Genomic DNA, 24,369 nt, shown 5'->3' with positions numbered 1-24,369 from the left:
ACAAAATTGAACAGGCTGGTATTTCAAACTCCTATTGAATATTTAAAGGGTGTCGGCGTATCACGAGCTGATCTCCTTAAAAAGGAATTGGGAATATTTACGTTCGAGGACCTGCTGCGCCACTTTCCTTATAAACATATCGACCGGACACGGTTCTATAAGATCAGGGAAGTAAATCCTGACTTGCCTTATGTTCAGGTTTTAGCCCGGTTAACCAACAAAGAGATTCTTGGCGAGAAACATACCAAACGTCTTGTAGCTCAAGTTCAGGATGACACCGGCGTAATGGAGCTGGTATGGTTCCAGGGAGTGCGGTGGATAGAGAAATACCTGCAACCGGGGAAGGTTTATATTCTATTTGGCAAGCCCGGCTCTTTTAACGGGAAGCCTCAAATGGCCCATCCCGAAACGGAGCTTTATTCCCCTGCTACCATGAAGCAAAAGGGCAATATGACCCTGCAGCCCGCTTACAGTTCGACAGAAAAATTAAAGCAATTCGGACTGGACAGCAAGGGAATTCAGAAGCTTACAGAACCTTTACTGGATCAACATGCCAAGGATATTCACGAAAACCTGCCCATGCATGTTCTGAACCAATTCAGGCTGATGGGCCGTGCGGATGCTTACCGCAATATGCATTTTCCCGAAGATGCGAACATGCTGAATGAAGCTATCCGTAGATTGAAGTTTGAAGAGCTATTCTTCATCCAGCTCAAACTACTCAAAAATAAACTACTCCGTATCCAAAAATTCAAAGGGCACGTATTTGAAACGGTTGGTGATTATTTTAACGAATTCTTTCACCATAAACTTCCATTCGAGCTAACCAACGCACAGAAAAAGGTGCTACGTGAAATACGCCAGGATACCCAGCGCGGCGTACAAATGAACCGGCTACTGCAAGGCGATGTTGGCAGTGGTAAGACGGTGGTTGCCCTGATGAGTATGCTGATTGCCATTGATAATGGCTTTCAAACCTGCATTATGGCCCCTACCGAAATACTTGCCAATCAACATTATCAAACCATAAAAAGCCTTGTAGGTGATGGTTTTATTGAAGTGGCTTTGTTAACAGGTTCAACCAAAAAGAAGGAAAGAAATGTACTTCATGAACGTTTGGAAAACGGTGAGTTAAAGATACTAATTGGTACCCACGCTTTAATTGAAGACAAAGTACAGTTTCAAAACCTGGGTTTTGTGGTGATCGACGAGCAACATCGATTTGGTGTAGAACAACGAGCAAAGCTTTGGCGAAAAAATAACATACCGCCGCATGTTTTGGTAATGACAGCAACTCCAATCCCTCGAACATTGGCTATGACACTTTACGGCGATCTGGACGTATCAGTAATCGACGAGCTACCGGCGGGGAGAAAACCGATACAGACCGTTCATTATTATGAGAACCAGCGCCTGCGGATGTTTGGCTTTATGAAGCAGGAGATTGATAAAGGGCGTCAGATCTACGTAGTATATCCGCTGATACAGGAAAGCGAAAAGCTCGACTTGAAAAACCTGGAGGACGGTATTGAAACTATGCGCCATGAGTTCCCGATGCCTGAATACCAGATCAGTATTGTTCACGGCAAAATGCCGCCAAAGGATAAGGATTTTGAGATGCAACGTTTTGTGAAGCATGAAACGCAGATCATGGTGGCGACCACCGTGATCGAAGTTGGCGTGAATATCCCGAATGCCTCTGTCATGATCATTGAAAATGCTGAGCGCTTCGGTCTTTCGCAATTGCACCAGTTGCGTGGTCGCGTGGGACGTGGTGCAGAACAGTCCTTCTGCATTCTGATGAGTAGTCACAAACTAAGCTACGATGGCAAAATCAGGCTGGATACTATGGTAAAAACCAATAATGGCTTTGAGATATCAGAGATTGACCTTCAATTACGCGGACCGGGTAATATTGAAGGAACGCAGCAAAGCGGTGTGGTCGACCTGAAAGTCGCCGACCTGACGACTGATCAGGCTTTGTTATTGCAGGCACGTAAATGTGTGGAAGACATATTTGTAAAGGACCCAGCATTAGCTCATCCCGAAAATCAAGTCCTCCAACTGGCATTCCAGGCAAAAAATGCAGGCTTAAGCTGGGATAAAATTTCCTGATCTGACAATATTCCTTCAAAATATTACATTTGTTAAAAAGCACTCTTCTCAACATGAAACTGAAATTCTTTACTATCCTGTCACTTGTGTTTTCTACTACCTTTCTGAAAGCCCAGGACTCATTAATGCTTCGTAAAATTTACGATGAAGCTTTGGTGAATGGGCAATGCTATAGCAATCTCCATCATTTGTGCAAGAATATCGGTGCACGTTTGAGCGGTTCTCCAAATGCCCAAAAGGCAGTAGAATGGAGTAAAAAGCTAATGGAAAGCTACGGCTTCGACCATGTTTTCCTGCAGGAAGTAATGGTGCCACACTGGGTACGCGGAGCGAAAGAAGTTGGAACGATCATTGACGGCAACAATAAAATATCTGTTCCGATTGCAGCGCTGGGCATGTCTGTCGCCACTCCAAAAGAAGGTATCACTGCTGAGGTGATCGAAGTACATAGTCTGAAAGAGCTCGATACCTTAGGCGAGAAAATTATAAAAGGAAAGATCATATTCTTTAACCGTCCATTTGACCCACGCTTTATCGAGACTATACGCTCTTACGGTACTGCCGGCGATCAACGCAATGCTGGCCCGGCTGCGGCTGCTAAATATGGCGCTGTCGGGGTAATTGTCCGCTCATTAACAGAAAGCCTGGACGACTATCCACATACCGGTGCAACACGCTTTACGCCCGGCGGCCTGAATATCCCGGCTGCGGCTATATCAACTAAAGGCGCTAATCAACTGAGTGCTTTGTTAAAGCAAAAGAAATTGCCGCAGATCAAATTCTATTTCAAACAGAACTGTGAGATGCGGCCTGATACCCTATCCTATAATGTGGTGGGAGAATTGAAAGGTTCTGAAAATCCAAACAAGTTTATCACTGTTGGCGGCCACCTGGATTCGTGGGATTTGGCTGAAGGCGCGCATGATGATGGTACCGGTGTGATGGGATCACTGGAAGCAGTTCGAATTTTAAAAGCTTTAGGCTATCATCCAAAAAATACCATACGGGTGGTATTCTTTATGAATGAGGAAAATGGCGATAAGGGCGGCATAAAATATGCTGAATTGGCCGTTCAAAATAAAGAAGAACATATCGCAGCTATCGAATCAGACTTAGGCGGATTTACCCCGCGTGGTTTTGGCTTTTCGGGTTTGACGGCTGAGCAATTTAAAAACCTTGGGCCATGGAAACAACTTTTTGAACCTTATGGTTCAAGCCGGTTTGTTGCGGGTGGTGGCGGTAGTGATATCGGTCCGTTGAAGGAAAAAACTTCGGGTGTCGTACTAATAGGTTTCGATTCCGATTCACAACGCTATTTTGATGTGCACCATACACCGAATGATATATTTGAGAATGTGAACAAGCGTGAGCTGGAATTGGGTTCGGCATCAATGGCTTCATTGATTTACCTTATCGATCAGCACGGGTTTAATTGACCTGTCCCTGTAGAGAGGCGATGCATCGCGTCTCTATAATAACATACCACATTATTATATAATTATGTAAATCTGCAATGATACTTTTAATGCTTAATTGTAAATTGCGGAGCATTAACCTATAAATAGCAATAGTGTCCGAAGAAGGTCATAGTCAGCCCAAAAAAGATTCTTTCGCAGCATTGCGATTCAAGGATTTTCGTACTTATCTGAGCCTGCGGTTTTTCTTCACCTTTGCTTACCAGATGCAAACAGCAGCCCTGGGATATTACATTTACGATATTACTCACAGCAAGCTTGCCCTTGCCTGGATTGGGCTAAGTGAAGCCATACCGGCCATTGGTCTTGCACTTTACGGTGGTTATATTGCTGATAAGTATGAAAAGCGAAAAATGTTATTGCTGATTTTCAGCGGTGTTTTCTTTTCGTCGTTCGTCATGTTCATCGCCACTCTTAAAGGCATGAGCGGCTATATTCATACAAGCTGGATACTGCCGATACTTTACGGCATGATATTTTGTAACGGTGTCGCCCGCGCTTTTTTCGGACCGGCTATATTTACGGTATATGCTAATAGTATCCCCCGCGAAATTTATCCCAATGCCAGTACCTGGAGCAGCACAAGCTGGCAGATTGCATCAATTTTAGGTCCACTTGCCGGTGGTTTTATTTATGCATTCGGCGGTGGGATTACAGGGAACTTCCTCGTGATCTTAATTTTCCTGCTACTAACTCTTGTTCTGGTATTTACACTTAGAAAGTATCCTGCGGTTTTTGTGCCCAAAGAGGGTATATGGAAAAGCCTTTCTGAAGGTGTGGGTTTTGTTTTTAAAACGAAAATGATGGTGGCAGCAATGAGCCTCGACCTGTTTTCTGTTTTCTTTGGCGGGTCGGTAGCCTTGCTGCCTGTATTCGCATTAGATATTCTACATGTTGGTGCGCAAGGATTTGGCGTAATGAAAATGGCATCGTCCTTGGGTGCAGCCTTAACCATGGTCATAATGGTTCGCTATTCGCCATTGAATAAACCATGGCGCAATCTGCTCATCGCGGTAACAGGCTTTGGCCTTTGCATCATCGGGTTTGGGTTATCACGAAGTTTTTTGCTAACTGTCCTCTTCTTATTCGGCCAGGGCGCTTTCGATAGTATAAGTGTGATCATACGCGGCACTTTAGTACAGCTATTGACCCCTGACCATATGCGCGGGCGCGTGTCTGCGGTCAATTCAATGTTTATTGGCTCCTCCAACGAGATTGGGGATGTTGAATCGGGTGTTATGGCTAATTGGATTGGGACTGTCCCCGCTGTGCTGTTGGGCGGCAGTATAACCATGCTGATCGTTATTATTACCTATTTCAAAACCAAAAACCTGCTCCCTCTTAAGGTAAGCGATATTCATACGATTGAAGTAGGGGAAGAAAAGCCTGCCACGGCTTAAAGCGTTTTTAAACTCCTCAGGAATAAATAGGTAAGTGAACCCAAAATGGGTACCACTGCTATAATTGCTATCCATAACAGCTTGGCGCCGCTATTGATATTCCTATTCCTGAGTATATTGAAGAAGCTATAAATGCCTAACAGAACCCAGGCTAACAAAAATATTAAACCGAAGGTCCCCCCGATGGTGGATGTAATCAGATACATAGCAGAAAATGTTTAAATCAATAATCAGCGGTTACTTTCTCACCAATCTGCTGACGCCACATTGCATAATACAGACCTTTTTGAAGTAAGAGCTCGTCATGCCTGCCCGATTCAACAATATGCCCTTTCTCCAGGACATAAATGGTATCGGCGTGCATGATAGTAGATAAACGGTGAGCAATCAAAATAGTTACATGATCTTTTAACACGGACACATCCCTGATAGTTTCGGTTATTTCTTCTTCGGTTATGGAATCAAGCGATGAGGTAGCTTCATCAAATACGAGCAGGTCGGGTCTGCGCAGCAAAGCTCGGGCTATGGACAAGCGTTGTTTCTCACCGCCGGATACTTTTACACCACCTTCACCGATCACTGTACTCAAGCCCTGTGGTGCACGTGCCAGCAAAGTCTGGCAAGCTGCTCGTTGCAGAACTTCCATACATTCTTCATCGGTGGCATCCGGTCGGACGAACAATAGGTTTTCCCGAATAGTTCCTGAAAACAATTGCGTATCTTGCGTTACAAAACCAACTTTTTCTCGAAGCTCATCCAGGTCTATCTCCCTGCTTGGAATATCGTTGTATAAAATATCGCCGTCCAATGGCTGGTATAAACCAACCAACAGTTTAACCAATGTCGTCTTTCCTGACCCTGAAGGACCAACAAATGCGATGGTCTCCCCAACTCTTGTTTCAAAACTGATATTGTTCAGCGCATTCCTGTTAGCCGTGAGGTGCTTGAAACTTACATTATTAAAAGAGAGCTTCCTTACGTCCTCTAAAAGAGCTGGTTTCTCTGGCTTGGCATCAATCGGGATACTTAGTATGCGTTTGAAATTGCCCAGGGAAACCTCGGCTTCGCGCCAGGAAAGGATCACATTCCCCAATTCCTGCAATGGATTAAACAGAAAGAATGAATAGAATAAAAAGCTAAAGTACTGTCCAGGTGAAATAGTTTGATGAAAGATGAGAATAAGCAGTACCACTACCATCACGCTACGAACAAAGTTCACGGTAGTCCCCTGTACGAAACTCATGCTACGCACATATTTCACTTTACGTAACTCAAGATCGAGTATTTTGTAGGTGGTTTTATTTAAACGCTCTATTTCCTGTTTGGCAAGGCCTAAACTTTTTACGAGTTCGATATTTCTTAACGACTCCGTGGTTGATCCGGCTAATGCAGTAGTTTCAGCAACTATGGTTTTTTGAATGCGTTTAATCTTCCGGCTCATAAGCGTACTTACCAAAGCGATCACGGGGATAGCTGCAAAATATACAAGCGTTACTTTATAACTTACCGAAACCGAATACACAATAACGAACACCATACCCACCAGGCTGACAAACAATATCCCGATAAAAGAGGTAACAAATTTTTCGCAGTCCTGGCGCACCTTTTGCAAAATACCCAAGGTCTCGCCGCTGCGCTGGTCTTCAAAAACCTGGTAAGGCAGTTCAAGCGAATGCCTCAAACCGTCGGCATACATTTCGGCACCCACTTTTTGAGTGATAATATTGGTATAATAGTCCTGGAAGTTTTTGGCTATTCGCGATACCATAGCCACACCTATGGCCATACCTATCAGCTTAAGCACAGTACCGATATATTCATTGTATTGAAGAACATTGCGTTGTTCAATGACCTTATCCACTATCCTACCGGTGATATAAGGGTCTAGTAAGGAAAAGCCGATATTGACTGCTGCCAACAATAAAGCAGTGACCACAACCCATTTATGTTTTTTGAGATATGAGATTAGTACGTTCATGCCCGGTAAAAATAAAAAAAGGGAATGGCTATAAATAGCTCATTCCCTTTAATTTGACAATACTCTGGTCTTTATACTGTCATGATATCTTTTTCCTTAGCTTCAGATAACTGGTCAACCTTTGCGATGTGTATATCGGTCAACTTCTGAATTTCTCCTTCACCAGTTTTCATTTCATCCTCAGAAACACCTTCTGATTTTAGCTTTCTGATCTTATCGTTGGCATCCTTACGGATATTACGGATAGCTACTTTTCCAGTTTCAGCTTCAGCTTTTGCCTTCTTCACCAGGTCGCGACGACGCTCTTCAGTTAACGGTGGCACATTAATCCGGATGATCACACCATCGTTCTGAGGATTAACACCCAGGTTTGCCTCCATAATGGCCTTTTCGATAGCGCCCAATAGTGACTTCTCCCATGGCTGTACCACGATGGTACGGGCATCAGGCGTGTTCACGCTGCCCACCTGGTTCAAAGGTGTTGGCGCGCCGTAATATTCAACCAATATATCATCCAGCATACTTGGGCTTGCTTTGCCGGCACGTATCTTTTGTAATTCACCGTCGCAATGCTCAATGGCTTTATCCATCAAAGCCTTTGCTTCAGAAACTTGTTTTTTAATGAGTTCGCTCATCGCTTTTGAAATTTGCTGTCAAAAATAATAAAAAGTATCATTTTACCTCATCTAAATACTCGTACTATAATTGAATAAAAAATGAAATCTGAAACAGGCAACGTTTAGTTAAAAACCAGCGTAATTTAAATGTATTTATTAATATAAGGATGAAAGCGGGAATCACTATTTTCTGCAAAAAACTGATTGCTGCATTTAGCTACATAGTGCTGATTTCAGCTTGCTCATCGCATGCGGATGTCACCCCTATACCAAAGCCAACTCAAGCTGATATATTAGTGCAGTCGGGTGAATGGCATACTACAGGCGCTACGCTAATAGCAGCTGACAGCACCTCGCTTGTGCTGGCCAGTAATGACCCTTTCCTTAAAACCATTTTACTATATAACGTAACGTTTTACGCGGACGGGACAGCCGTTGATACCAATAACCCTAACGGACTTACCGCCAATGGACTAACATGGAAATTAAGCGGATCACATCTGCTTGTTCACATAAACGGTAACAATACCGACAAAGTAGACGGCATCATCACTTTTCTTAGCGATTATTCACTTGTTTTAAGGGTAACAGATTTTTATCAATACAATGGTATTACCTACGCTGGTTTAATTCAGACATTTACTCATTAGGATAATTTATCTAACGAGTGTCCCTATGTGCTCACCATTGGCTATCTTCACAAAATTGCCCGGTTTATTCATGTCGAATACAATGATCGGCAATTTATTTTCATGGCAAAGCGTAAACGCGGTCATGTCCATTACATTCAATCCTTTGTCGAATACTTCCTGGAAAGTGATTTCGTCGTAACGGGTTGCCTTAGGATCTTTTTCAGGATCGGCTGTGTAGATGCCATCTACACGGGTACCTTTTAGCACTACATCGGCTTTGATCTCGATAGCGCGTAAAGATGCCGCTGTATCGGTTGTAAAATATGGGTTACCGGTTCCTGCGCCGAAGATCACAATCTTGCCTAATTCGAGGTGATGCATAGCACGGCGGCGGATATACGGCTCGCAGATCTGCTCCATTTTTATGGCCGATTGCAAACGGGTTTCTACACCAATACTTTCCAGTGCATTTTGCAGAGCCATACAGTTGATTACGGTCGCCAGCATACCCATATAGTCGGCCTGTGCACGATCCATACCAGATTTTTCAGCGCTTAATCCTCTGAAGATATTGCCTCCGCCCACTACAATGGCAATCTCTATTCCTTTATCATAAACAGCTTTAATGTCCTTTGCATACTGAATAACCTGACTGTTATCGATGCCATATTGTCTGTCGCCCATTAACGACTCACCACTTAATTTGAGAAGAATGCGTTTATATTTCATTGAGGGTAGTTTGTCAAAAATATCGATTTAAATTGAGTGTTAAAATAGCGTGTTTTAATTCACCTGTTTACCAGCCAGGTACGTTCCTTTCAGCGTATAGTTCTCGTCAAAAAAGGTCAAATCAGCATCATAACCCGCGTCTATTTTGCCCTTATTAAGTTTAACCAATTGAGCCGGGTATAAAGTTGCCATGTTAACGGATTCGGGCAGACTGATGCCAAAATGCTTCACGCCATTCTCTATACATTTTAGCATGGTGAGGCATGAACCGGACAAGGTACCATCCGGCAATACGTAGCGGTCGCCTGTAAACTTATGCTGGTAAGGGCCGTGATTAGTTTCAGTAACTGAATCAGTAATAAAAAAAAGTTTATCACCCAACTCGCGTTTCGCTAACCTTGCCATCACAAAATCTACATGGATACCATCGGGTACGATACTGGTATAAGGTCTTTCCTCAAAAATAGCTGGGATATATCCAGGATCGCGATGGTGCATTTGCGGCATAGCGTTGTAAATATGGGTTACCGCAGGAATTGGTTTATTTAAGAAACGTTTACCCTCGGCATAGGTAGCATTGCTATGTCCTGATGACAAGATCACACCACTATTGTGCAGGTAATCGATTACTTCCTGATCCTGCAATTCGGGAGCAATGGTCATCATAGTTACCACACCTTCAGCCATATCCAGCCATTTTTTCACAAGGCCGAGCGAGGCCTTTTTAATAAAATCCTTGTTGTGAGCACCTCTCCGAACCGGGTTCAGAAATGGACCTTCCAGGTGTATGCCCAGGAAATTCCCTTTGGCTTTATCACGATATGACCTGCCCACACGGATCGTTTGCTCAATCACCTCATCCGTATTGGTTGAAATGGTCGGGAAGAAACCTGTAGTACCTAGAGCAAGCAAGTCAGTTTCCATTTGAAGCAAAGTAGCTTCGTCTGTATCAATACTCAACAGCCTGCCCCCACTGCCATACAATTGCAGATCAATCAATCCGGGCGCTGCGTAAGCACCTTGCATATCTTTCTTCTCAGCATCCTGCGGAATAGCATTGTCCGCGATGATGCCCGAAATCTTTCCGCCTGAAATTAAAATTGCTTTGCCTTTGGTGATCTGACCATCCGATATGATCTGCAGGTTGTGAAGTGCTGTTGTCATGGCTACAATATTACATAGAGATGCAATGCATTGTTTCTCTATAACAAAAATATTATTGCAAAAAAAATCCCCCTCGTCAATACGAGGGGGATTTAATCATTAAGCTCCTAAGGCTACCCGTTTAAATGCGGTAACGGTTAATCCTTTATCAACGCCGCTCAGGAACTGAGCAACGCTCTTTGAAGAATCCTTTACAAACTCCTGGTTCAACAGGGTTGAGTCTTTGTAGAATTTGTTCAGCTTACCGGCAGCAATCTTTTCAACCATTTCTTCCGGTTTGCCTTCGGCACGGATCTGCTCTTTTGCAATTTCCAATTCACGCTGAATAGTAGTAGCATCAACACCGTCTTTATCGATAGCGACAGGGTTCATAGCTGCAATTTGCATAGCTACATCCTTACCTGCTTCTTCAGCACCGGCAACGTTAGCGCTTAAACCAACCAATACACCTAAACGGAAATTACCGTGGATGTAAGCGATCACTTTTTCGCCTTCTACTATTTCGTATTTAGATACCCCAATTTTCTCACCGATCTTACCGGTTTTTTCGGTAATAGCTTCAGCAATAGTTACGCGGTCTACATCAGTATCAACTTGTAATTGAGTTAATGCAGCCAGGTCAGCAGGTTTGTTCTCAACAGCTGTATTAGCGATTTGGTTAGCGAAAGCGATGAACTCTGCGTTTTTAGCAACGAAGTCAGTTTCGCAATTCAGCTCGATGATCACACCACGTTTGCCATCTTCAGAAGTACGTGCAATAACCACGCCTTCGTTCGACTCACGGTCCTGGCGGCTTGCAGCCACTTTAGCACCTTTTTTTCTTAAGTAGTCAATTGCAGCTTCGAAATCACCGTTTGTTTCGGTTAAAGCTTTTTTGCAATCCATCATACCTGCGCCGGTTTGCTGGCGCAGTTTGTTAACGTCAGACGCGCTAATTTGTAATGTTGACATTTTTATATGTTTTAAATGTTGTAGAAGTTATAAAGGTTGCAGGGGTTATAAACTTTTACAACCTCTACAACCCTTACAACCAAAATATTACTCTTCTGTTTTTTCAGCAGCAGGTGCAGCCGGAGCCTCAGCTTCCGCTTCAGCAGCTACTCTTTTTCTTTTACCACCTTCTGCAGGGGCGCCAGCTTCAGCTTTATCTGCTTTAGGCGCATCCGCTTTCGCTTTTGCAGCAGCAGCTTCTTTTTCTGCTTCTTCTTCTTTCTCACGTTTGCGCTCATCCAAACCTTCTTCTATCGCTTTGATGATGATACCGGTGATCAATGAGATTGATTTGGTAGCGTCATCGTTAGCAGGGATAGGGAAATCGATGTTTGAAGGGTCAGAGTTGGTATCCACCATTGCAAAGGTTGGGATATTCAACTTTAAAGCTTCTGAAACCGCGATGTGCTCTTTCTTAACGTCGATCAGGAACAGTGCGGCCGGTAAACGGTTCAGGTCGGCAATACCGCCCAACAAAGTTTCCAGTTTCACTCGCTCACGCTGGATCATCAGTCTTTCTTTTTTAGAAAGGTTGCTGTAAGTACCGTCTTTAGTCAATTTATCGATGTTTGACATCTTTTTGATCGACTTGCGAACCGTAGCGAAGTTAGTTAACATCCCACCTAACCAACGTTCGGTTACGAAAGGCATGTTTACTGATTTCGCATAATCAGCTACGATATCTTTCGCTTGTTTCTTTGTAGCTACGAATAATACCTTACGGCCTGATTTTACAATTTGTTTTATAGCTGAAGCAGCTTCTTCAACTTTAGTTAAAGTCTTGTTAAGATCGATAATGTGGATACCGTTGCGCTCCATGAAAATGTACTGTGACATTTTCGGATCCCATTTGCGGGTAAGGTGACCAAAGTGTACACCTGCATCCAGTAAATCCTGATATGTTGTTCTTGCCATTTTGTTGTCCTCCTTGATGATTAACGTTTACTGAATTGGAATCTCTTGCGTGCTTTCTTGCGTCCTGGTTTTTTACGCTCAACCATACGGTCGTCACGGGTCATTAAACCTTTAGCGCGCAATGCTGGTTTCTTTTCAGCATCAAGTTCAACAATAGCTTTAGCAATAGCTAAACGAACGGCTTCTGCCTGTCCTTTTACACCACCACCTGCTACGTTTACCTGTACATCATATTTACCTGCAGAACCAGATACTTCTGTAGACTGGGTAACGATGTATTGTAAAGGCAAGGTAGGGAAGTACTCTTTGTAATCTTTACCGTTTACGATAATGGCGCCATTGCCCTCGCTCAAGTAGATGCGTGCAACAGCGGTTTTTCTTCTGCCTGAAGTGTTAGTTGTTGGCATTTCTTTTCTCTTTTAAATTGATAATTAAATGGCTTTCGGGTTTTGTGCTGCATGAGGATGCTCGGCACCTGCATATACATGCAGATTGCCGAATAAGGCGCGGCCCAAACGATTTTTAGGTAACATACCGCGTACGGCTTTTTCAACCACACGCTCTGGATGTTTTGCCATTAACTCCTTAGGAGAAATGAAACGCTGACCACCTGGGTAACCAGTGTAAGAAACATACTGCTTTGCGCTGAATTTGTTTCCGGTCAGTTTTACCTTGTCTGCATTAATAACTATTACATTATCGCCGCAGTCTACGTGTGGGGTGAACCCTGGCTTGTGTTTTCCTCTAATGATCATTGCAATCTTAGAAGACAAGCGCCCCAAAATCTCGCCTTGAGCGTCAACAACAACCCATTCTTTGTTAACGGTCTTTTTATTGGCTGAGACAGTTTTGTAACTTAACGTATTCACTTGCTTAAAATTAAATTTATTAAACGTTTATTATACCCCGTAAAATCGGGACTGCAAAGATACGGGTTTTCGTATTATTTGCAAATAGAATTTGTGTTTAGTTGATTGAGTGAGATTAGGGCGATTGAGTGAGTGGTTTTTGCGTTATCCAGGCTGGTCGCAAAACCTAATTGCTGCACATGAACATAACTAATTACGCGGGCCTCTGTCGGCCTTGGTAATTATGCCACATACCTATGAATTTATAGGCGTGGTGGATACGTTATCAAACGGGTATCGCGAAACGTTTATTGACAATCACCTGTATACCATTGTAGTTAGCGAGGTACTGAGTGGAATTGTGATGGTCTATGAAAGTCATATAAGGTGATCCCTTAACAAAACCAGGGAAGCCCTTGCCTAAATAGCGCAGATTCTGACCTGCAAATAATTTTATCTCTTTATATGGCATGGTTTTTTATTGGTGCGTATTTGCAATTCTATTTACTGTAAATTTCTCTTTTAATCCGCTGGATATTGGAGTCCAACAGGTTTATATTTAAGTCATCATAATGATCATTCCGGTATTGTACCAGTTTTTTTATTCCCAGGTCGAGCTCAGCGATCATCTGGTTGATGTGAAATAATGCTCCGGATTTTGCTTTCTCCATCGCGGTTGCTTTATCTATATAACCATAGTACATTTTTTCATCGGATGGCAGTGAATACTGAATGTATGGAAATGAACAGTTTGCGTCAATTGCTCCATTTCCAGCAGAATCTTTATTAAGCTTCCTTGGGGCAACAGGGATAAAGTTATTTACCGATATTTCGGTAACAGCTGTTTCATTCTTGAAAACGCGGTAAAACTTAATGTATTTGTACTTTCTCATGATAAGTAATTTTAGCAGCGTGAAGCTTAAATATTACCTATCAGAATTAAGCAATGTCTAAGTGGAGTATAACTCTTTGTGGGATTTTTTTAAATATACACATTAAAAACCGATGTTCGCCTGTTTCTGATAAATAACTTCACCACCCGGTTTAATAAACCATCAAATGACCGAATATGTGTTAGTGATGACATATACCATACTTAAATGTGTACCTTTACATCATTCTCTGAGCGATATATGGCATTAAGCCTTTTCGCGTACCACACTTCTACTAAAAGGAAAATCATGAAATTTATTAGCCAACTGTTATGTACAGTAATACTGTTAACTTTTGCTATGTCCGCCACTGCGCAGAAATATAAAGTGCCTGCCGATACCGGTAAGCTAAATGAAGAATACGTTAAAGTTCAAAATGATATTGCCGACCTTAATGCACAATTATCCATCGCCCAAAATAACCTGCCCGGTTTTCAGTCAAAGGCGACTTCTGCCGGCTCCGACGCGCAAGCTGCGGCAACCTCCAGCAGCCAGGATGCCTCAAAAGCTACGAACGGCAGCTTAAGCGACTCGAAGGATGCAAAAAACAGCGCCAATAATGCGTATGACAAGGCAAAGGATTCCCGGTCGGCTAATAACAATGTCGGCAAACAAAATGAAAAAATACGGGCGCTTAATAAAAATATAGCCAAGAAGCAGGAGCGTTTAAAAGATCTTGATGTGATGCGAAAAGCTATTTATGCACAGCTGCCGGCTAAACCACAATAATTACACCTTACGTTTATAAAATTAATCGCCATGTTTAAAAAATCAAATTTTTCCCTTCAACAACAGTTTCATTTGCTTATTAATTTTGATGATGATGAACGCAGCATAACTGTTTTGCCCGATAGAAAGGGGCAATTTTTGATACTTGACCAGGGCACCGTGCTTGGTAAGTTTGATTTTAACAAGCACTTTAACGCTGTACTCGAACATTACAGGCTAAGCGCTGATATACTGAAGCAGCTTGTCAATGGAATAAGAATTCATTATTCGTAAACGAGACCTTAACTTTTTGCATGGATCCCTTTTGGCTTTGTCCAGAGGGATTTTTTTATTTACTTCCAACCCCGCAGGTTCTCCTGCAGAGAGTCAATTCACCAATATCGATAAATCTGTTTACGTCAAATCCATCCTACGGTCTAACAAAACGTCCTGTTAGTGGTTGATATAGAAGAGATGCTTGGTGTATTGATGTTTATCAGACGTTTGACCCATTGAGCGAGGTTCATTTCCAGCGCGGGTCTCTCAACCGTTTGCCCATCAGTATCCATGAAAACACCAATTATTTTTTATAAATCATTCATCATCATTTCCTGCTGCATTTTCCCGGCAGCCTTATTCGCGCAGAATGCAGGAGATGTCGTCCCGGTCAACAAACAAATCAAGGATACAAGCCGCCAGACCGACCTGATCGACGTGGCAAAGGGTGTATTTCATATAGCTCCTCAACATGCAAGGGAGCAGCGTGAAAAAAAGGTCTATTTTTCAATTCTGCCCATAAGCGGTGCAATTCCGGGCGGTGGCGGCAGGGCGTTGATTACAAGTACAACCGCAGCTATCTATCTGGGTCAGCGAAGTACAACCAATCTTTCCAGTGCCGTTTTTGCCCCATACTGGAATTTCAAGGGGCGTTTCGGCTTGCCGCTGAGAACCAGCATCTGGCTTCCCAACAATACCTGGACCATACAGGGCGATATGCGTTTCTTAGTCTATCCTCAGTACACCTGGGGCCTGGGAAGTAATCATAGTTATTCTGATAAAGCCCTTGTTGATGAGAACTATACACGTTTTTATCAGAGCGCCCTTAAGCGGATCACCTCCTATTTTTTTGCTGGGTTAGGCTATAATCTTGACTATCGAAGCAATATTCACAGCGATGATCCTGCTATTAATCTGGCCCAATTTGCAGATTATCATGGCGGGCTTCAGGGAAATTCTTTTTCCTCCGGAGTTAGCCTGAACATGATATATGATACCCGCAACAATTCTATTAACCCAATGCCCGGTTCCTATGTTAATGTCGTTTACCGGATAAACCCCGTTTTTATGGGAAGTAATAACAACTGGAATTCATTGTATATCGATGTCCGGAAATATATTTCTATGAATCGTGAAAAACCTAATCAGCAGAATACGCTGGCATTCTGGAGCTATTTCTGGACGGTCTTTAACAGCCCGGCGCCATACCTCGACCTTCCTGCTATTGGCTGGGACCCTTATAACCGTTCAGGCGAAGGCATCGATCAGAGCAGGTACCGGGGTAGAAGTTTATTTTACCTGGAAGGCGAGTACCGGCGTGATATTACTGCCAATGGTTTAGTGGGAGCTGTGATATTTGCCAATGTCAACACCGTTAGCGGTTCGGGAACCTTCTTTTCTGCCTGGCATCCCGCTGCCGGCAGTGGTCTGAGAATTAAGTTTAACAAAGGCTCTAATACCAATATCGGGCTGGACTATGCTTTTAGTAAGGGCTATCGTACCATTGTTTTGAATTTGGGCGAATCCTTTTAGTCAAAATTTTATTCCGTATTACTTATTTTCTGTTAGGCCTTTCTCTCCTCAGAGTTTCTCGCAGAGACGTAAAACAAATGCTGCTCTACGGCGTTAAATAAATATATCTTCAATAAAAAGCACCTGCATTTAGTCAAAACAGTTTATACACTCGTTTTCCAGACGCATTCCAAAACTCATGTTGCGTCTACGCTCAAGCAGTCCAGGTTGACAGGAATATAAAACCTTTCCCCGCTTCTTATCGATTCTAACCCTGTGTTGATACACAGTAATTTATTTTAGTTTTATGATCATTTTAGTTTTTTTTATAGCGCACTGGTTTCTATCGCTGTTTTTTCAAACCTTCTTCCAGCACCGTTATGCCTCGCACCGGATGTTTACAACCAGTAAGACCTGGGAGCGTATCTTTTATCTGATGGCCTATCTTTTTGAAGGCACATCTTTCTTAAACCCGCGTGCCTATGCGCTGATGCACCGCGCCCATCATGCCTACAGCGATACCGCCCAGGACCCGCACTCACCTCATTTTTTCGTAGATATCTATCAGATGATGAAAGCAACGATCAGCACTTTTGGTGATTATGTGAAACGCATTAAAGATCCTGAAGCGAAGTTCCCCGGTCATTATCCTGAATGGCCGCTAATTGACCGTATGGGTTCTTCGATTGCTTCCCGTTTAATATTTGGCGCTGCTTACACCACCTTTTACATCTTTTTTGCGGCGCACTGGTGGTTGTTCCTGCTATTACCGATACACTTTATGATGGGACCCATACATGGCGCTATAGTTAACTGGTGCGGTCACAAATATGGCTACAGGAATTTCGACAATAATGATAAATCAAAAAACACCACGCCGTTTGACTTTTTGATGCTCGGCGAATTGTTCCAGAATAATCACCATAAACATCCGAACAGCGCCAACTTTGGTGAACGCTGGTTCGAGATTGACCCGGTTTACCCGGTGATGAAACTGATGCACTGGATGCGCATCATTACTTTAAGAAAGACATATTAACTATAAAAACAAGCTATCATGAGTAAAGATAAAGGCGGTAAAAATGTAAAAAAGGCCCCGGCTGCAGTGGGTAAAAAAATGGTGTCCGATTACCAGGCCGGAAAACAAACCGTCTCCAGAGACGAGATTGCTATAGGCAGAAAGAAGTAGACACGTTATCTATCGGACTCTGCAGTTGGGTATATACCCAACTGAGGCAGGGCTATGCCCTCAAATTTGCCTCCGGGCTTCCTTAAATCAGCGGTGTAGCATTTGCAAGGCTGGGCCTCCGCGCCCCCGCAAAAAATCTTTTACACCCGCTTTAATTTTCCTATCCTTTCATCATTAAATTCTGATTAATGCGGTTAAACCTGTTACCCGCTTTTTTTAATTACTTCAATTTAGGTTTAACTTCATCCTGGATAGTATTCCCAATGATTTTTAAATCCCCCTCCATTTGTTATTTTTACCCCGCACTAACGCCGTCATTCACTCAAATCAACAACCAACAAAATGATAATTATTAAAGATCATGCTGAATTTGAATCTTATTTAGGTCAGGAACTGGGGATATCCGACTGGCATACCATCACCCAACAGCAGATCAACCAGTTTGCCGATGCAACGCTGGACCACCAGTGGATACATACTGACGAGGAAAAGGCTAAAAATGAAGGTCCCTTTGGAGCAACCATCGCGCATGGGTATTTGACTGTTTCGTTGCTGCCCTACTTCTGGCACCAGATAGCAGACGTGCAAAACCTGAAGATGCAGATCAATTATGCTATTGACAACATCAAATTCGGGCAGCCCGTATTGGTGGATACGCGTGTAAGATTAAAAGCAAAGCTTGCAGCAATAGTAAATTTAAGGGGCATCACTAAGGCTACAATTGGTGTTGAAATGGAGATTGAAGATCAGAAAAAGCCGGCTTACACAGGCGAAGTGGTTTTTCTGTACCATTTTAATGCCTAGTATTGTTGTAAAGTTGGAATGTTTTAAGATTGAAAAGTTATCTATTAACGAAATCATTCAATCACCCCAATCAACGGTCATTGTTAGTAAGTGGAAACTTTATTCATTTCCTATCATTTTTCTTGAACTACCTTCGGGGGCATGAGAAAGATATTTGCGATAATGATTATTGGCGGGGCAATACTTGCTGCAGGATGCAGCAAAAAGAATAACCCGGGACCATCAGCTTCGGCTGACAGCTACTTACCGGTTAGCTCCGGCAGTACATGGACCTATAATGATGTAGTAGGCGGCAATTCCAGTCAGCTGACCATTACAATGACCGGCGCTACAAGCATAATTGGCGGAAAGACTTATTATGCAGGCACCAGCGTGTCCCCAGCAAAGGGAACAAGCACGGGTTACTTTTATGCCAGCAACCATTTTTACTCATTCCGTGCTACCTCGGCTGCTGCAGGGATAACCATAGAATTGCAAATGGGGAACGATGAACAGAACGTTGGCTATAGCTGGACAACCTCTCCGACTGATAACGGTACCGTTGCCGGTGTCCCCGCAAAAACTGTGAATACCATCAAAGAAAAAGGCATAACCAAAGTTGTGAATGGAAAGACCTTTAACAATGTGATCCATACGCAGATCGATCTTCAATATGATCTTGGTACCGGCTTTCAGAGCGTTGCTGTTTATGATATCTACCTGGCAAAGGGTGTAGGTATGATCGAAAACGATACCAGTGTTTCAGGATCGCCATATGAAGTGGAAACCATTACCGGTTATACTGTTAAATAAATTAACGACAACTCACAATAAACCACAGACTGCCATGCTATTTAGTGTGGCGGTCTTGCTTTAAATCTTTACATTCCGTCCACAACCCCTTCTGTAGTTTTGTGTTTTTATTGATCTATGAGCACAAAACATATCCGCCTGAGCGTATTGGACCAATCGCCGGTACGTAAAGGTGTTACTGCCGCGCAAGCTATACAGGAAACTGCCGAGCTTGCCCGTTATACCGACCAGTTAGGCTATACCCGCTTTTGGGTATCCGAACATCATAATACCGGCAGTCTTGCAGGTTCAACACCCGAAGTTTTATTGGCATACTTAGGTAGTCAGACCAAAAACATCCGCATTGGCTCTGGTGGTGTGATGATGCCTAATCACAGCGCCTTAAAGGTTGCCGAGAACTTCCGTATGCTGGAAGCTTTGTTCCCCGGTCGTGTAGATCTGGGCATGGGCCGTGCACCGGGGACCGACAGGCTAACTGCAGCTATGCTGAACCCATCCAACCAATTCCGTGAACAGGACTTTGTCAACCAGCTTTATGATTTGAACAATTACTTCCATGATCGCGGTGATCCGGGAACGCCCTTGTCAAAGATCAGGGCCATTCCCCAAATACAAACCGTACCTGACATGTGGTTACTGAGCTCAAGCGGCGAAAGCGGTTTATTCGCTGCCCATTTTGGAATGGGATTATCCTTCGCCCATTTTATCAACCCTATTGGTGGGCCTGAAGCTGTGGCGCGCTATCGCGAACGTTTCCAACCCTCGGAAGACCGCGCAGAACCTGCCGCCAGTGTAGCCATCTTTGTTTTCTGTTCAGAAGATGAAGAAAAAATACGCCAACACCAGGCACTGATGGAGTTCCGCTTTAACCAACTGGAGCAGGGCAAAGGAATTTTACCGGTGACTTATGACGATATTAAAGACATAGACTATACCGTGTATGAGCTGGAACGCATGATACACCATCGTAAACGAATGATCACCGGGAAACCCGCCGAAATAAAACAGCAGCTAACCAAGCTCGCTGATGATTATGACGTGGACGAAATCATCGCCGTTACTATTGCCGAGGATTTTGCCGACAGACTAAAATCGTATCAATACCTGGCCGAACAGTTCAATTTAGGTAAATAATTTAGTTAAAAATTAATTTATGAAACCATAATGATAACCGGGTGTTCTTCAATTGAACACTTATTAAATTTATCATTATGGAAACCATCGAAAAATCAGTTGAAGTTTTAAACGATCTGATAGAGATCAATAACGACCGTGCAGAGGGATTTGGGAAAGCGGCACAGGACCTTGATCCGACCGATATGGACCTTCAAGGTATATTCCTGAATTGCTCGCTGGAAAGTAAACAGTTCAGCCAGCAATTGCGCGACGAAGTAAACCATTTAGGCGGTCATGCCGAAAATGATACGAGCAATACCGGTGCACTACACCGTGCATGGATCGACGTTAAAGCATCGTTTACCGGTCACGACCGCAAAGGCATCCTGGCAGAATGTGAGCGTGGCGAAGATGCCATCAAGAAAGCTTACCGCGATGCCTTGTCCCCTGAAAACGATTTATCTGCCGAGGTGATCCCGATTTTACTTCGTCAGCAGCAAAGCATTAACGCTTCACATGACCGCATCAAATCGCTACGCGACAGCGCTAGTTAACTTCATAGTTAATTATAATGGTAGAAGCCATTCCAGTACGGAATGGCTTTTTTTATTTCGAATTTCGAACATACAATTTCGAATTATTAAATTATTGAGGTCCAACATCTGCACATCGTCACATTTGCACATTTGCATATCCGCACATTTGCACATCTTCAAATTAAAATCTGCACATTTGCACATCCAAAATTTGCATATCCGAAATGACCGTTTCTAAACTGGCCCAGAATTTAAGGGGCTCCGAAATTATCAAGATCGCAGGCGAGATCAATGAGTTAAAAAGACAGGGACAAAACATTGCCAACCTTACTATTGGCGATTTTGATTCCAGCATCTACCCAATACCGGCACCATTAAAAGCAGGAATTATTGAGGCTTACAACGCCAACCAAACCAACTACCCTGCGGCTGATGGTATGCTGAACCTGCGCGAAAGTGTTTCGGAATTTTTGAAGAAACGGTACGATTTAGAGTATAAGCCCAACCAGATACTGATCTCCGGCGGGTCACGTCCGCTGATCTACTCTATCTACCTGGCTGTGGTAAACCCCGGCGAAAAGGTGGTTTTCCCTACCCCGTCGTGGAACAATAATCATTATTGCGATTTGCTGAATGCCCAGTCGGTAATGATTGAGACCAGGCCTGAAAATAACTTTATGCCGACGGCTGACGAGCTTCGCCCGCATCTGAAAGGCGCTGCTTTGCTGGCTTTGTGTTCGCCGTTGAACCCTACCGGCACCATGTTCAACAAAAAGGACCTGGAAGAAATCTGCGATTTGGTAATCGCCGAAAATAAAAGCCGCGTAGCAGGCGAAAAGCCATTATACCTGCTTTACGATCAGATCTATTCTCAATTAACTTTTGGGAATCATGAGCACTTCAACCCGGTTAGCCTGCGTCCTGAACTGAAGGACCATGTGATATTTGTTGACGGCGCATCCAAATGCTTTGCTTCGACAGGTGTACGTGTGGGCTGGGGATTCGGTCCGGCAGGGGTGATCAATAATATGAAAGCCATAGTGGGGCACATGGGTGCATGGTCGCCAAAGCCAGAGCAAATGGCTATGGCTAATTTCCTGAAGGACGAAGGCGAAGTAAATGCCTACCTGGCCGACATCAAAACAAAGCTGCAAAACAGCCTGAATACGCTGCACGAAGGCTTTCAGCAACTAAAGTCCGAAGGCTATAATGTCGACTCTATTGAACCAATGGGCGCTATCTACCTTACCATAAAAGTAGATTACGCAGGCAAAACCACTCCTGCCGGCGATGTGCTTAAAACCTCAACCGATATTAACTTCTATTTGATCAAAGAAGCCAAAGTAGCTTTGGTTCCATTCTCCGCATTTGGTACCGAAGAAGAGGTCAACTGGTTCCGTGTATCGGTAGGTGCAAGTACGCTGGAGGATATTCGAAGCGTTGTTCCAAGGATTAAAGAAGCATTGGCGAAGCTGAAATAGGTGTTACATGTTACAGGTGTAACACTATGACTCGTCCTGAAAAAGACCCTTAGCGGTCAATGTACGGAGAAGGCCATCCGTTATAACATTTATTTTACCACCTCACTTACCAAAATAACAGGACTGATATTGGTATAGTTGGAAAAATCCGCTCGAATGGCGTCTCTGTGCGGCCCGATAGCGGTTTGATAGTCGCTCAGGCTTTTTACATAAAATGTGCCAATAGCCATAAAAGGCAGGGGGTGGTTAGGTATACCACTGGCAAGCCCTTTTTCAATGGTGTATTTAACCAGGTTTAATCCTAAAAACGCTGCCACCATAGGCATGTGCTTACTTTCATAATACTCCATATTAAAGGTTTTACCTTCGGCATAAGGGTACATAACAGATACTTTAATCAGGCCTTTTTCAACAGCAGTAATGTTGTTCTTCTCCTGACTAAACGCAGTAATGCAAGCAGATAAAAGAAAAAACAATACAATTAGTTTTAATTTCATAATTCATTGATTTATCTGGTAAAATGTTCAATTTGAGTTTTATTACGAAAATATCAAAATATTGGCTTTATCCACGAGGCATTTTTCCTCTAACCAGAGCGAGTATGCAGCGCAAAATTGCCGGGGTTCGGGGTACTCGTGTCTAAATAAAAGTTACGGGTAGCTTTTACGCTTAGTCCTGCCTGTCATACTCGCACTAGCGGGGGTGAAGCTGCAGTAAGGTTGCACGTTTGAGTATTACGTTATAGGTTTTGGCTGGTGTGTTTAATTGTTTCAGGCGTTCCAGTGTGTTTGGATTCAGTGGAGTGAACAGCGAAACAAGGTTTACCATTTAAGTTTCGCTTTGAAATGACCAGCCTTAAGGAATTACTTTAGCACCTCGATATTATTCTCGTTGCTGGGTTCAATTTTTACCCTATTCGCTGCATAACGGCGATGATCTAGTATCAGCCATCCCTTTATTATTTGAACTTTGTAAACCTTTGACCAATCCGATATACTATCATAAGATACACCAGTTGCAGTTTACCCCTCATCTGAAAACTCGTATGTAGTTGGCTCACTTAATTTATAGGTACTTTTAAAATTTCTCTTGACTTGGTAAAGCGAAATTAATGGTGTCCAAATAGCTACAAAAGAAATTATTGTCAAAGCAAACTGATAGTAATCATTACCTAATATCTCGTAATTTTTAGTAAGTCGAAATATTACTTCGGAAAGGATCAGCAGAAGTGCAGCCACGGGAATCAAAATCATCCATACTTGATTGTATAAAAGTGTGAAGTAAATTCTTCTGTATTCCTTAAAGGCAAGCTGATGGTGTATTGAGAAAGCATTCATAAAAATTAGTGAACTGGTTTAGTTTCGCTAAAGATACAAAAACCCATATTTGTGAAAAACCACACTTTTTATACTTGCTTCGTTTCAATGTTTCCCCGCAAAGAATACCCACATTTAAAACACTGAAACACATCAACCCAATAATCTTCATCATTTGCTCGTTTATTTTAAAACTGTAAATTCGCAGCTTTTACCAAACGCACATAATATGAGATCATTAATCATCACATTATCTATCATACTGGCTACTGTTGCAGCTAATGCACAAACTGCTCCTGCACCTGCCACTACTGCGCCTGCTCCAAGCACCGATAACAAAGGCGGTATTGTATACATCAACTCGGATACCCTGCTGAGCAAATACGCGTATTACGCAGCTATAAAAACCAGGCTGCAAACTTTATCGCAGGGCGCGCAAACAGAACTGGCTGCCAAAGGGCAGGCCTTCCAGAAAGAAGTAGCTGCTTACCAGAAAAGTGCGAACAGCCTGAACCTGGCTCAGCGTACCGCAACTGAAAAACGCCTGGCAAAAAAACAACAGGACTTACAGGAGCTTAGTCAAAATACCGCTAAGCAATTACAAGATGAGCAAGAAGCCCAAAACTCCAAACTATACGATAAACTGGCAGCTTACCTGAAAACCTACTGCAAAACAAAAGGCTACAAAATTGTACTTACCTACTCAAAAGCTAACCCTGCAATGCTGTTTGGCGATGAAAGCCTGGATGTAACACAGGACGTGCTTGTCGGTTTGAATGAGGAGTATAAAAAGGAAAATCCGGGGAAATAACTCTTGTCATTGCGAACGCAGTGTGGCAACCGC

28 protein-coding genes are annotated in these 24,369 nt (G+C 43.1%); 15 read left to right on the top strand and 13 right to left on the bottom strand.

Annotated features, from left to right (window positions below; genetic code table 11):
* The first annotated feature begins 6 nt into the window (after positions 1-6).
* The 3 genes from recG (at position 7) to Q3A68_RS20005 (ending at position 4,990) form a co-directional block, all read left to right on the top strand.
* Positions 7-2,115 carry an ATP-dependent DNA helicase RecG gene (gene recG, locus Q3A68_RS20015; protein ID WP_302902910.1) on the top strand — a complete coding sequence of 703 codons (2,109 nt, stop codon included), beginning with the start codon at positions 7-9 and terminating at the stop codon, positions 2,113-2,115.
* A 53-nt stretch (positions 2,116-2,168) separates the two neighbouring features.
* Positions 2,169-3,551, top strand: a complete 1,383-nt coding sequence (locus Q3A68_RS20010; RefSeq protein ID WP_302902909.1) for a M20/M25/M40 family metallo-hydrolase — start codon at positions 2,169-2,171, stop codon at positions 3,549-3,551.
* Positions 3,552-3,685: 134 nt separating this feature from the next.
* Positions 3,686-4,990: an MFS transporter gene (locus Q3A68_RS20005; protein ID WP_302902908.1), complete on the top strand. Its 1,305-nt coding sequence runs from the start codon at positions 3,686-3,688 to the stop codon at positions 4,988-4,990.
* Here the strand turns inward: Q3A68_RS20005 and Q3A68_RS20000 are convergent.
* The 3 genes from Q3A68_RS20000 to frr form a co-directional block, all read right to left on the bottom strand.
* A complete protein-coding gene (locus Q3A68_RS20000) occupies positions 4,987-5,196 on the bottom strand; it encodes a PLDc N-terminal domain-containing protein (RefSeq protein ID WP_302902907.1) in 210 nt (69 codons plus the stop codon). The two genes, Q3A68_RS20005 and Q3A68_RS20000, sit on opposite strands and share 4 nt — an antisense overlap.
* 17 nt (positions 5,197-5,213) lie before the next feature.
* Complete coding sequence (locus tag Q3A68_RS19995; RefSeq protein WP_302902906.1) at positions 5,214-6,968, bottom strand: ABC transporter ATP-binding protein; 1,755 nt, start codon at positions 6,966-6,968, stop codon at positions 5,214-5,216.
* A gap of 71 nt (positions 6,969-7,039) precedes the next feature.
* Positions 7,040-7,603 (bottom strand): ribosome recycling factor, encoded by a 564-nt coding sequence (gene frr / locus Q3A68_RS19990; protein WP_302902905.1) that lies wholly within the window; start codon positions 7,601-7,603, stop codon positions 7,040-7,042.
* 149 nt (positions 7,604-7,752) lie between these two features.
* On the opposite strand from frr, the gene Q3A68_RS19985 reads away from it, so the two are divergent.
* Entirely contained in the window at positions 7,753-8,235 is a 483-nt protein-coding gene (locus Q3A68_RS19985; RefSeq protein ID WP_302902904.1) for a hypothetical protein, read from the top strand.
* Positions 8,236-8,241: 6 nt separating this feature from the next.
* Here the strand turns inward: Q3A68_RS19985 and pyrH are convergent, their stop codons facing one another.
* The 8 genes from pyrH to Q3A68_RS19945 all read right to left on the bottom strand — a co-directional run bounded on the left by pyrH (position 8,242) and on the right by Q3A68_RS19945 (position 13,756).
* Entirely contained in the window at positions 8,242-8,946 is a 705-nt protein-coding gene (gene pyrH, locus Q3A68_RS19980) for a UMP kinase (RefSeq protein ID WP_302902903.1), read from the bottom strand.
* Between the two features lie 54 nt (positions 8,947-9,000).
* Positions 9,001-10,110: an N-acetylglucosamine-6-phosphate deacetylase gene (nagA, locus tag Q3A68_RS19975; protein WP_302902902.1), complete on the bottom strand. Its 1,110-nt coding sequence runs from the start codon at positions 10,108-10,110 to the stop codon at positions 9,001-9,003.
* A gap of 99 nt (positions 10,111-10,209) precedes the next feature.
* The gene (gene tsf, locus Q3A68_RS19970) at positions 10,210-11,061 is read right to left on the bottom strand and encodes a translation elongation factor Ts (protein ID WP_302902901.1); all 852 of its coding nucleotides are present in this window, start codon (positions 11,059-11,061) and stop codon (positions 10,210-10,212) included.
* An 87-nt stretch (positions 11,062-11,148) separates the two neighbouring features.
* Positions 11,149-12,015 (bottom strand): 30S ribosomal protein S2, encoded by an 867-nt coding sequence (rpsB, locus tag Q3A68_RS19965; RefSeq protein WP_302902900.1) that lies wholly within the window; start codon positions 12,013-12,015, stop codon positions 11,149-11,151.
* Positions 12,016-12,035: 20 nt separating this feature from the next.
* A complete protein-coding gene (rpsI, locus tag Q3A68_RS19960; RefSeq protein WP_302902899.1) occupies positions 12,036-12,422 on the bottom strand; it encodes a 30S ribosomal protein S9 in 387 nt (128 codons plus the stop codon).
* Between the two features lie 24 nt (positions 12,423-12,446).
* Complete coding sequence (rplM, locus tag Q3A68_RS19955; protein ID WP_302902898.1) at positions 12,447-12,884, bottom strand: 50S ribosomal protein L13; 438 nt, start codon at positions 12,882-12,884, stop codon at positions 12,447-12,449.
* 265 nt (positions 12,885-13,149) lie between these two features.
* The gene (locus tag Q3A68_RS19950) at positions 13,150-13,335 is read right to left on the bottom strand and encodes a hypothetical protein (RefSeq protein ID WP_302902897.1); all 186 of its coding nucleotides are present in this window, start codon (positions 13,333-13,335) and stop codon (positions 13,150-13,152) included.
* A gap of 28 nt (positions 13,336-13,363) precedes the next feature.
* On the bottom strand, positions 13,364-13,756 hold the full coding sequence (locus tag Q3A68_RS19945) for a hypothetical protein (RefSeq protein ID WP_302902896.1): 393 nt from the start codon (positions 13,754-13,756) through the stop codon (positions 13,364-13,366).
* 288 nt (positions 13,757-14,044) lie between these two features.
* Here Q3A68_RS19945 and Q3A68_RS19940 point away from each other — a divergent pair, with 288 nt between their 5' ends.
* The 10 genes from Q3A68_RS19940 to Q3A68_RS19895 all read left to right on the top strand — a co-directional run bounded on the left by Q3A68_RS19940 (position 14,045) and on the right by Q3A68_RS19895 (position 22,209).
* A complete protein-coding gene (locus Q3A68_RS19940; protein ID WP_302902895.1) occupies positions 14,045-14,524 on the top strand; it encodes a hypothetical protein in 480 nt (159 codons plus the stop codon).
* Between the two features lie 30 nt (positions 14,525-14,554).
* On the top strand, positions 14,555-14,797 hold the full coding sequence (locus Q3A68_RS19935) for a hypothetical protein (RefSeq protein ID WP_302902894.1): 243 nt from the start codon (positions 14,555-14,557) through the stop codon (positions 14,795-14,797).
* 273 nt (positions 14,798-15,070) lie between these two features.
* Entirely contained in the window at positions 15,071-16,312 is a 1,242-nt protein-coding gene (locus Q3A68_RS19930; RefSeq protein ID WP_302902893.1) for a BamA/TamA family outer membrane protein, read from the top strand.
* A gap of 286 nt (positions 16,313-16,598) precedes the next feature.
* A complete protein-coding gene (locus Q3A68_RS19925) occupies positions 16,599-17,330 on the top strand; it encodes an acyl-CoA desaturase (protein WP_302902892.1) in 732 nt (243 codons plus the stop codon).
* 18 nt (positions 17,331-17,348) lie between these two features.
* Complete coding sequence (locus Q3A68_RS19920; protein WP_302902891.1) at positions 17,349-17,480, top strand: hypothetical protein; 132 nt, start codon at positions 17,349-17,351, stop codon at positions 17,478-17,480.
* A 342-nt stretch (positions 17,481-17,822) separates the two neighbouring features.
* The gene (locus Q3A68_RS19915) at positions 17,823-18,284 is read left to right on the top strand and encodes a MaoC family dehydratase (RefSeq protein ID WP_302902890.1); all 462 of its coding nucleotides are present in this window, start codon (positions 17,823-17,825) and stop codon (positions 18,282-18,284) included.
* A gap of 141 nt (positions 18,285-18,425) precedes the next feature.
* The gene (locus Q3A68_RS19910; protein ID WP_302902889.1) at positions 18,426-19,076 is read left to right on the top strand and encodes a hypothetical protein; all 651 of its coding nucleotides are present in this window, start codon (positions 18,426-18,428) and stop codon (positions 19,074-19,076) included.
* A gap of 117 nt (positions 19,077-19,193) precedes the next feature.
* The gene (locus Q3A68_RS19905; protein ID WP_302902888.1) at positions 19,194-20,210 is read left to right on the top strand and encodes an LLM class flavin-dependent oxidoreductase; all 1,017 of its coding nucleotides are present in this window, start codon (positions 19,194-19,196) and stop codon (positions 20,208-20,210) included.
* Positions 20,211-20,287: 77 nt separating this feature from the next.
* Positions 20,288-20,746: a PA2169 family four-helix-bundle protein gene (locus tag Q3A68_RS19900; RefSeq protein ID WP_302902887.1), complete on the top strand. Its 459-nt coding sequence runs from the start codon at positions 20,288-20,290 to the stop codon at positions 20,744-20,746.
* Between the two features lie 206 nt (positions 20,747-20,952).
* Positions 20,953-22,209, top strand: a complete 1,257-nt coding sequence (locus tag Q3A68_RS19895; RefSeq protein ID WP_302902886.1) for a pyridoxal phosphate-dependent aminotransferase — start codon at positions 20,953-20,955, stop codon at positions 22,207-22,209.
* An 89-nt stretch (positions 22,210-22,298) separates the two neighbouring features.
* On the opposite strand, the gene Q3A68_RS19890 is transcribed toward Q3A68_RS19895, so the two are convergent.
* The gene (locus tag Q3A68_RS19890; RefSeq protein ID WP_302902885.1) at positions 22,299-22,706 is read right to left on the bottom strand and encodes an EthD family reductase; all 408 of its coding nucleotides are present in this window, start codon (positions 22,704-22,706) and stop codon (positions 22,299-22,301) included.
* Between the two features lie 196 nt (positions 22,707-22,902).
* The gene (locus Q3A68_RS19885; protein ID WP_302902884.1) at positions 22,903-23,037 is read right to left on the bottom strand and encodes a hypothetical protein; all 135 of its coding nucleotides are present in this window, start codon (positions 23,035-23,037) and stop codon (positions 22,903-22,905) included.
* Between the two features lie 717 nt (positions 23,038-23,754).
* Between Q3A68_RS19885 and Q3A68_RS19880 the strand changes: the two genes are divergently transcribed.
* Positions 23,755-24,336 carry an OmpH/Skp family outer membrane protein gene (locus Q3A68_RS19880; RefSeq protein ID WP_302902883.1) on the top strand — a complete coding sequence of 194 codons (582 nt, stop codon included), beginning with the start codon at positions 23,755-23,757 and terminating at the stop codon, positions 24,334-24,336.
* Positions 24,337-24,369 lie beyond the last annotated feature (33 nt).

The organism is Mucilaginibacter tolerans (assembly GCF_030519375.1).
Taxonomy (GTDB): domain Bacteria; phylum Bacteroidota; class Bacteroidia; order Sphingobacteriales; family Sphingobacteriaceae; genus Mucilaginibacter.
This window is presented reverse-complemented; position numbering and strand designations above follow the sequence as displayed.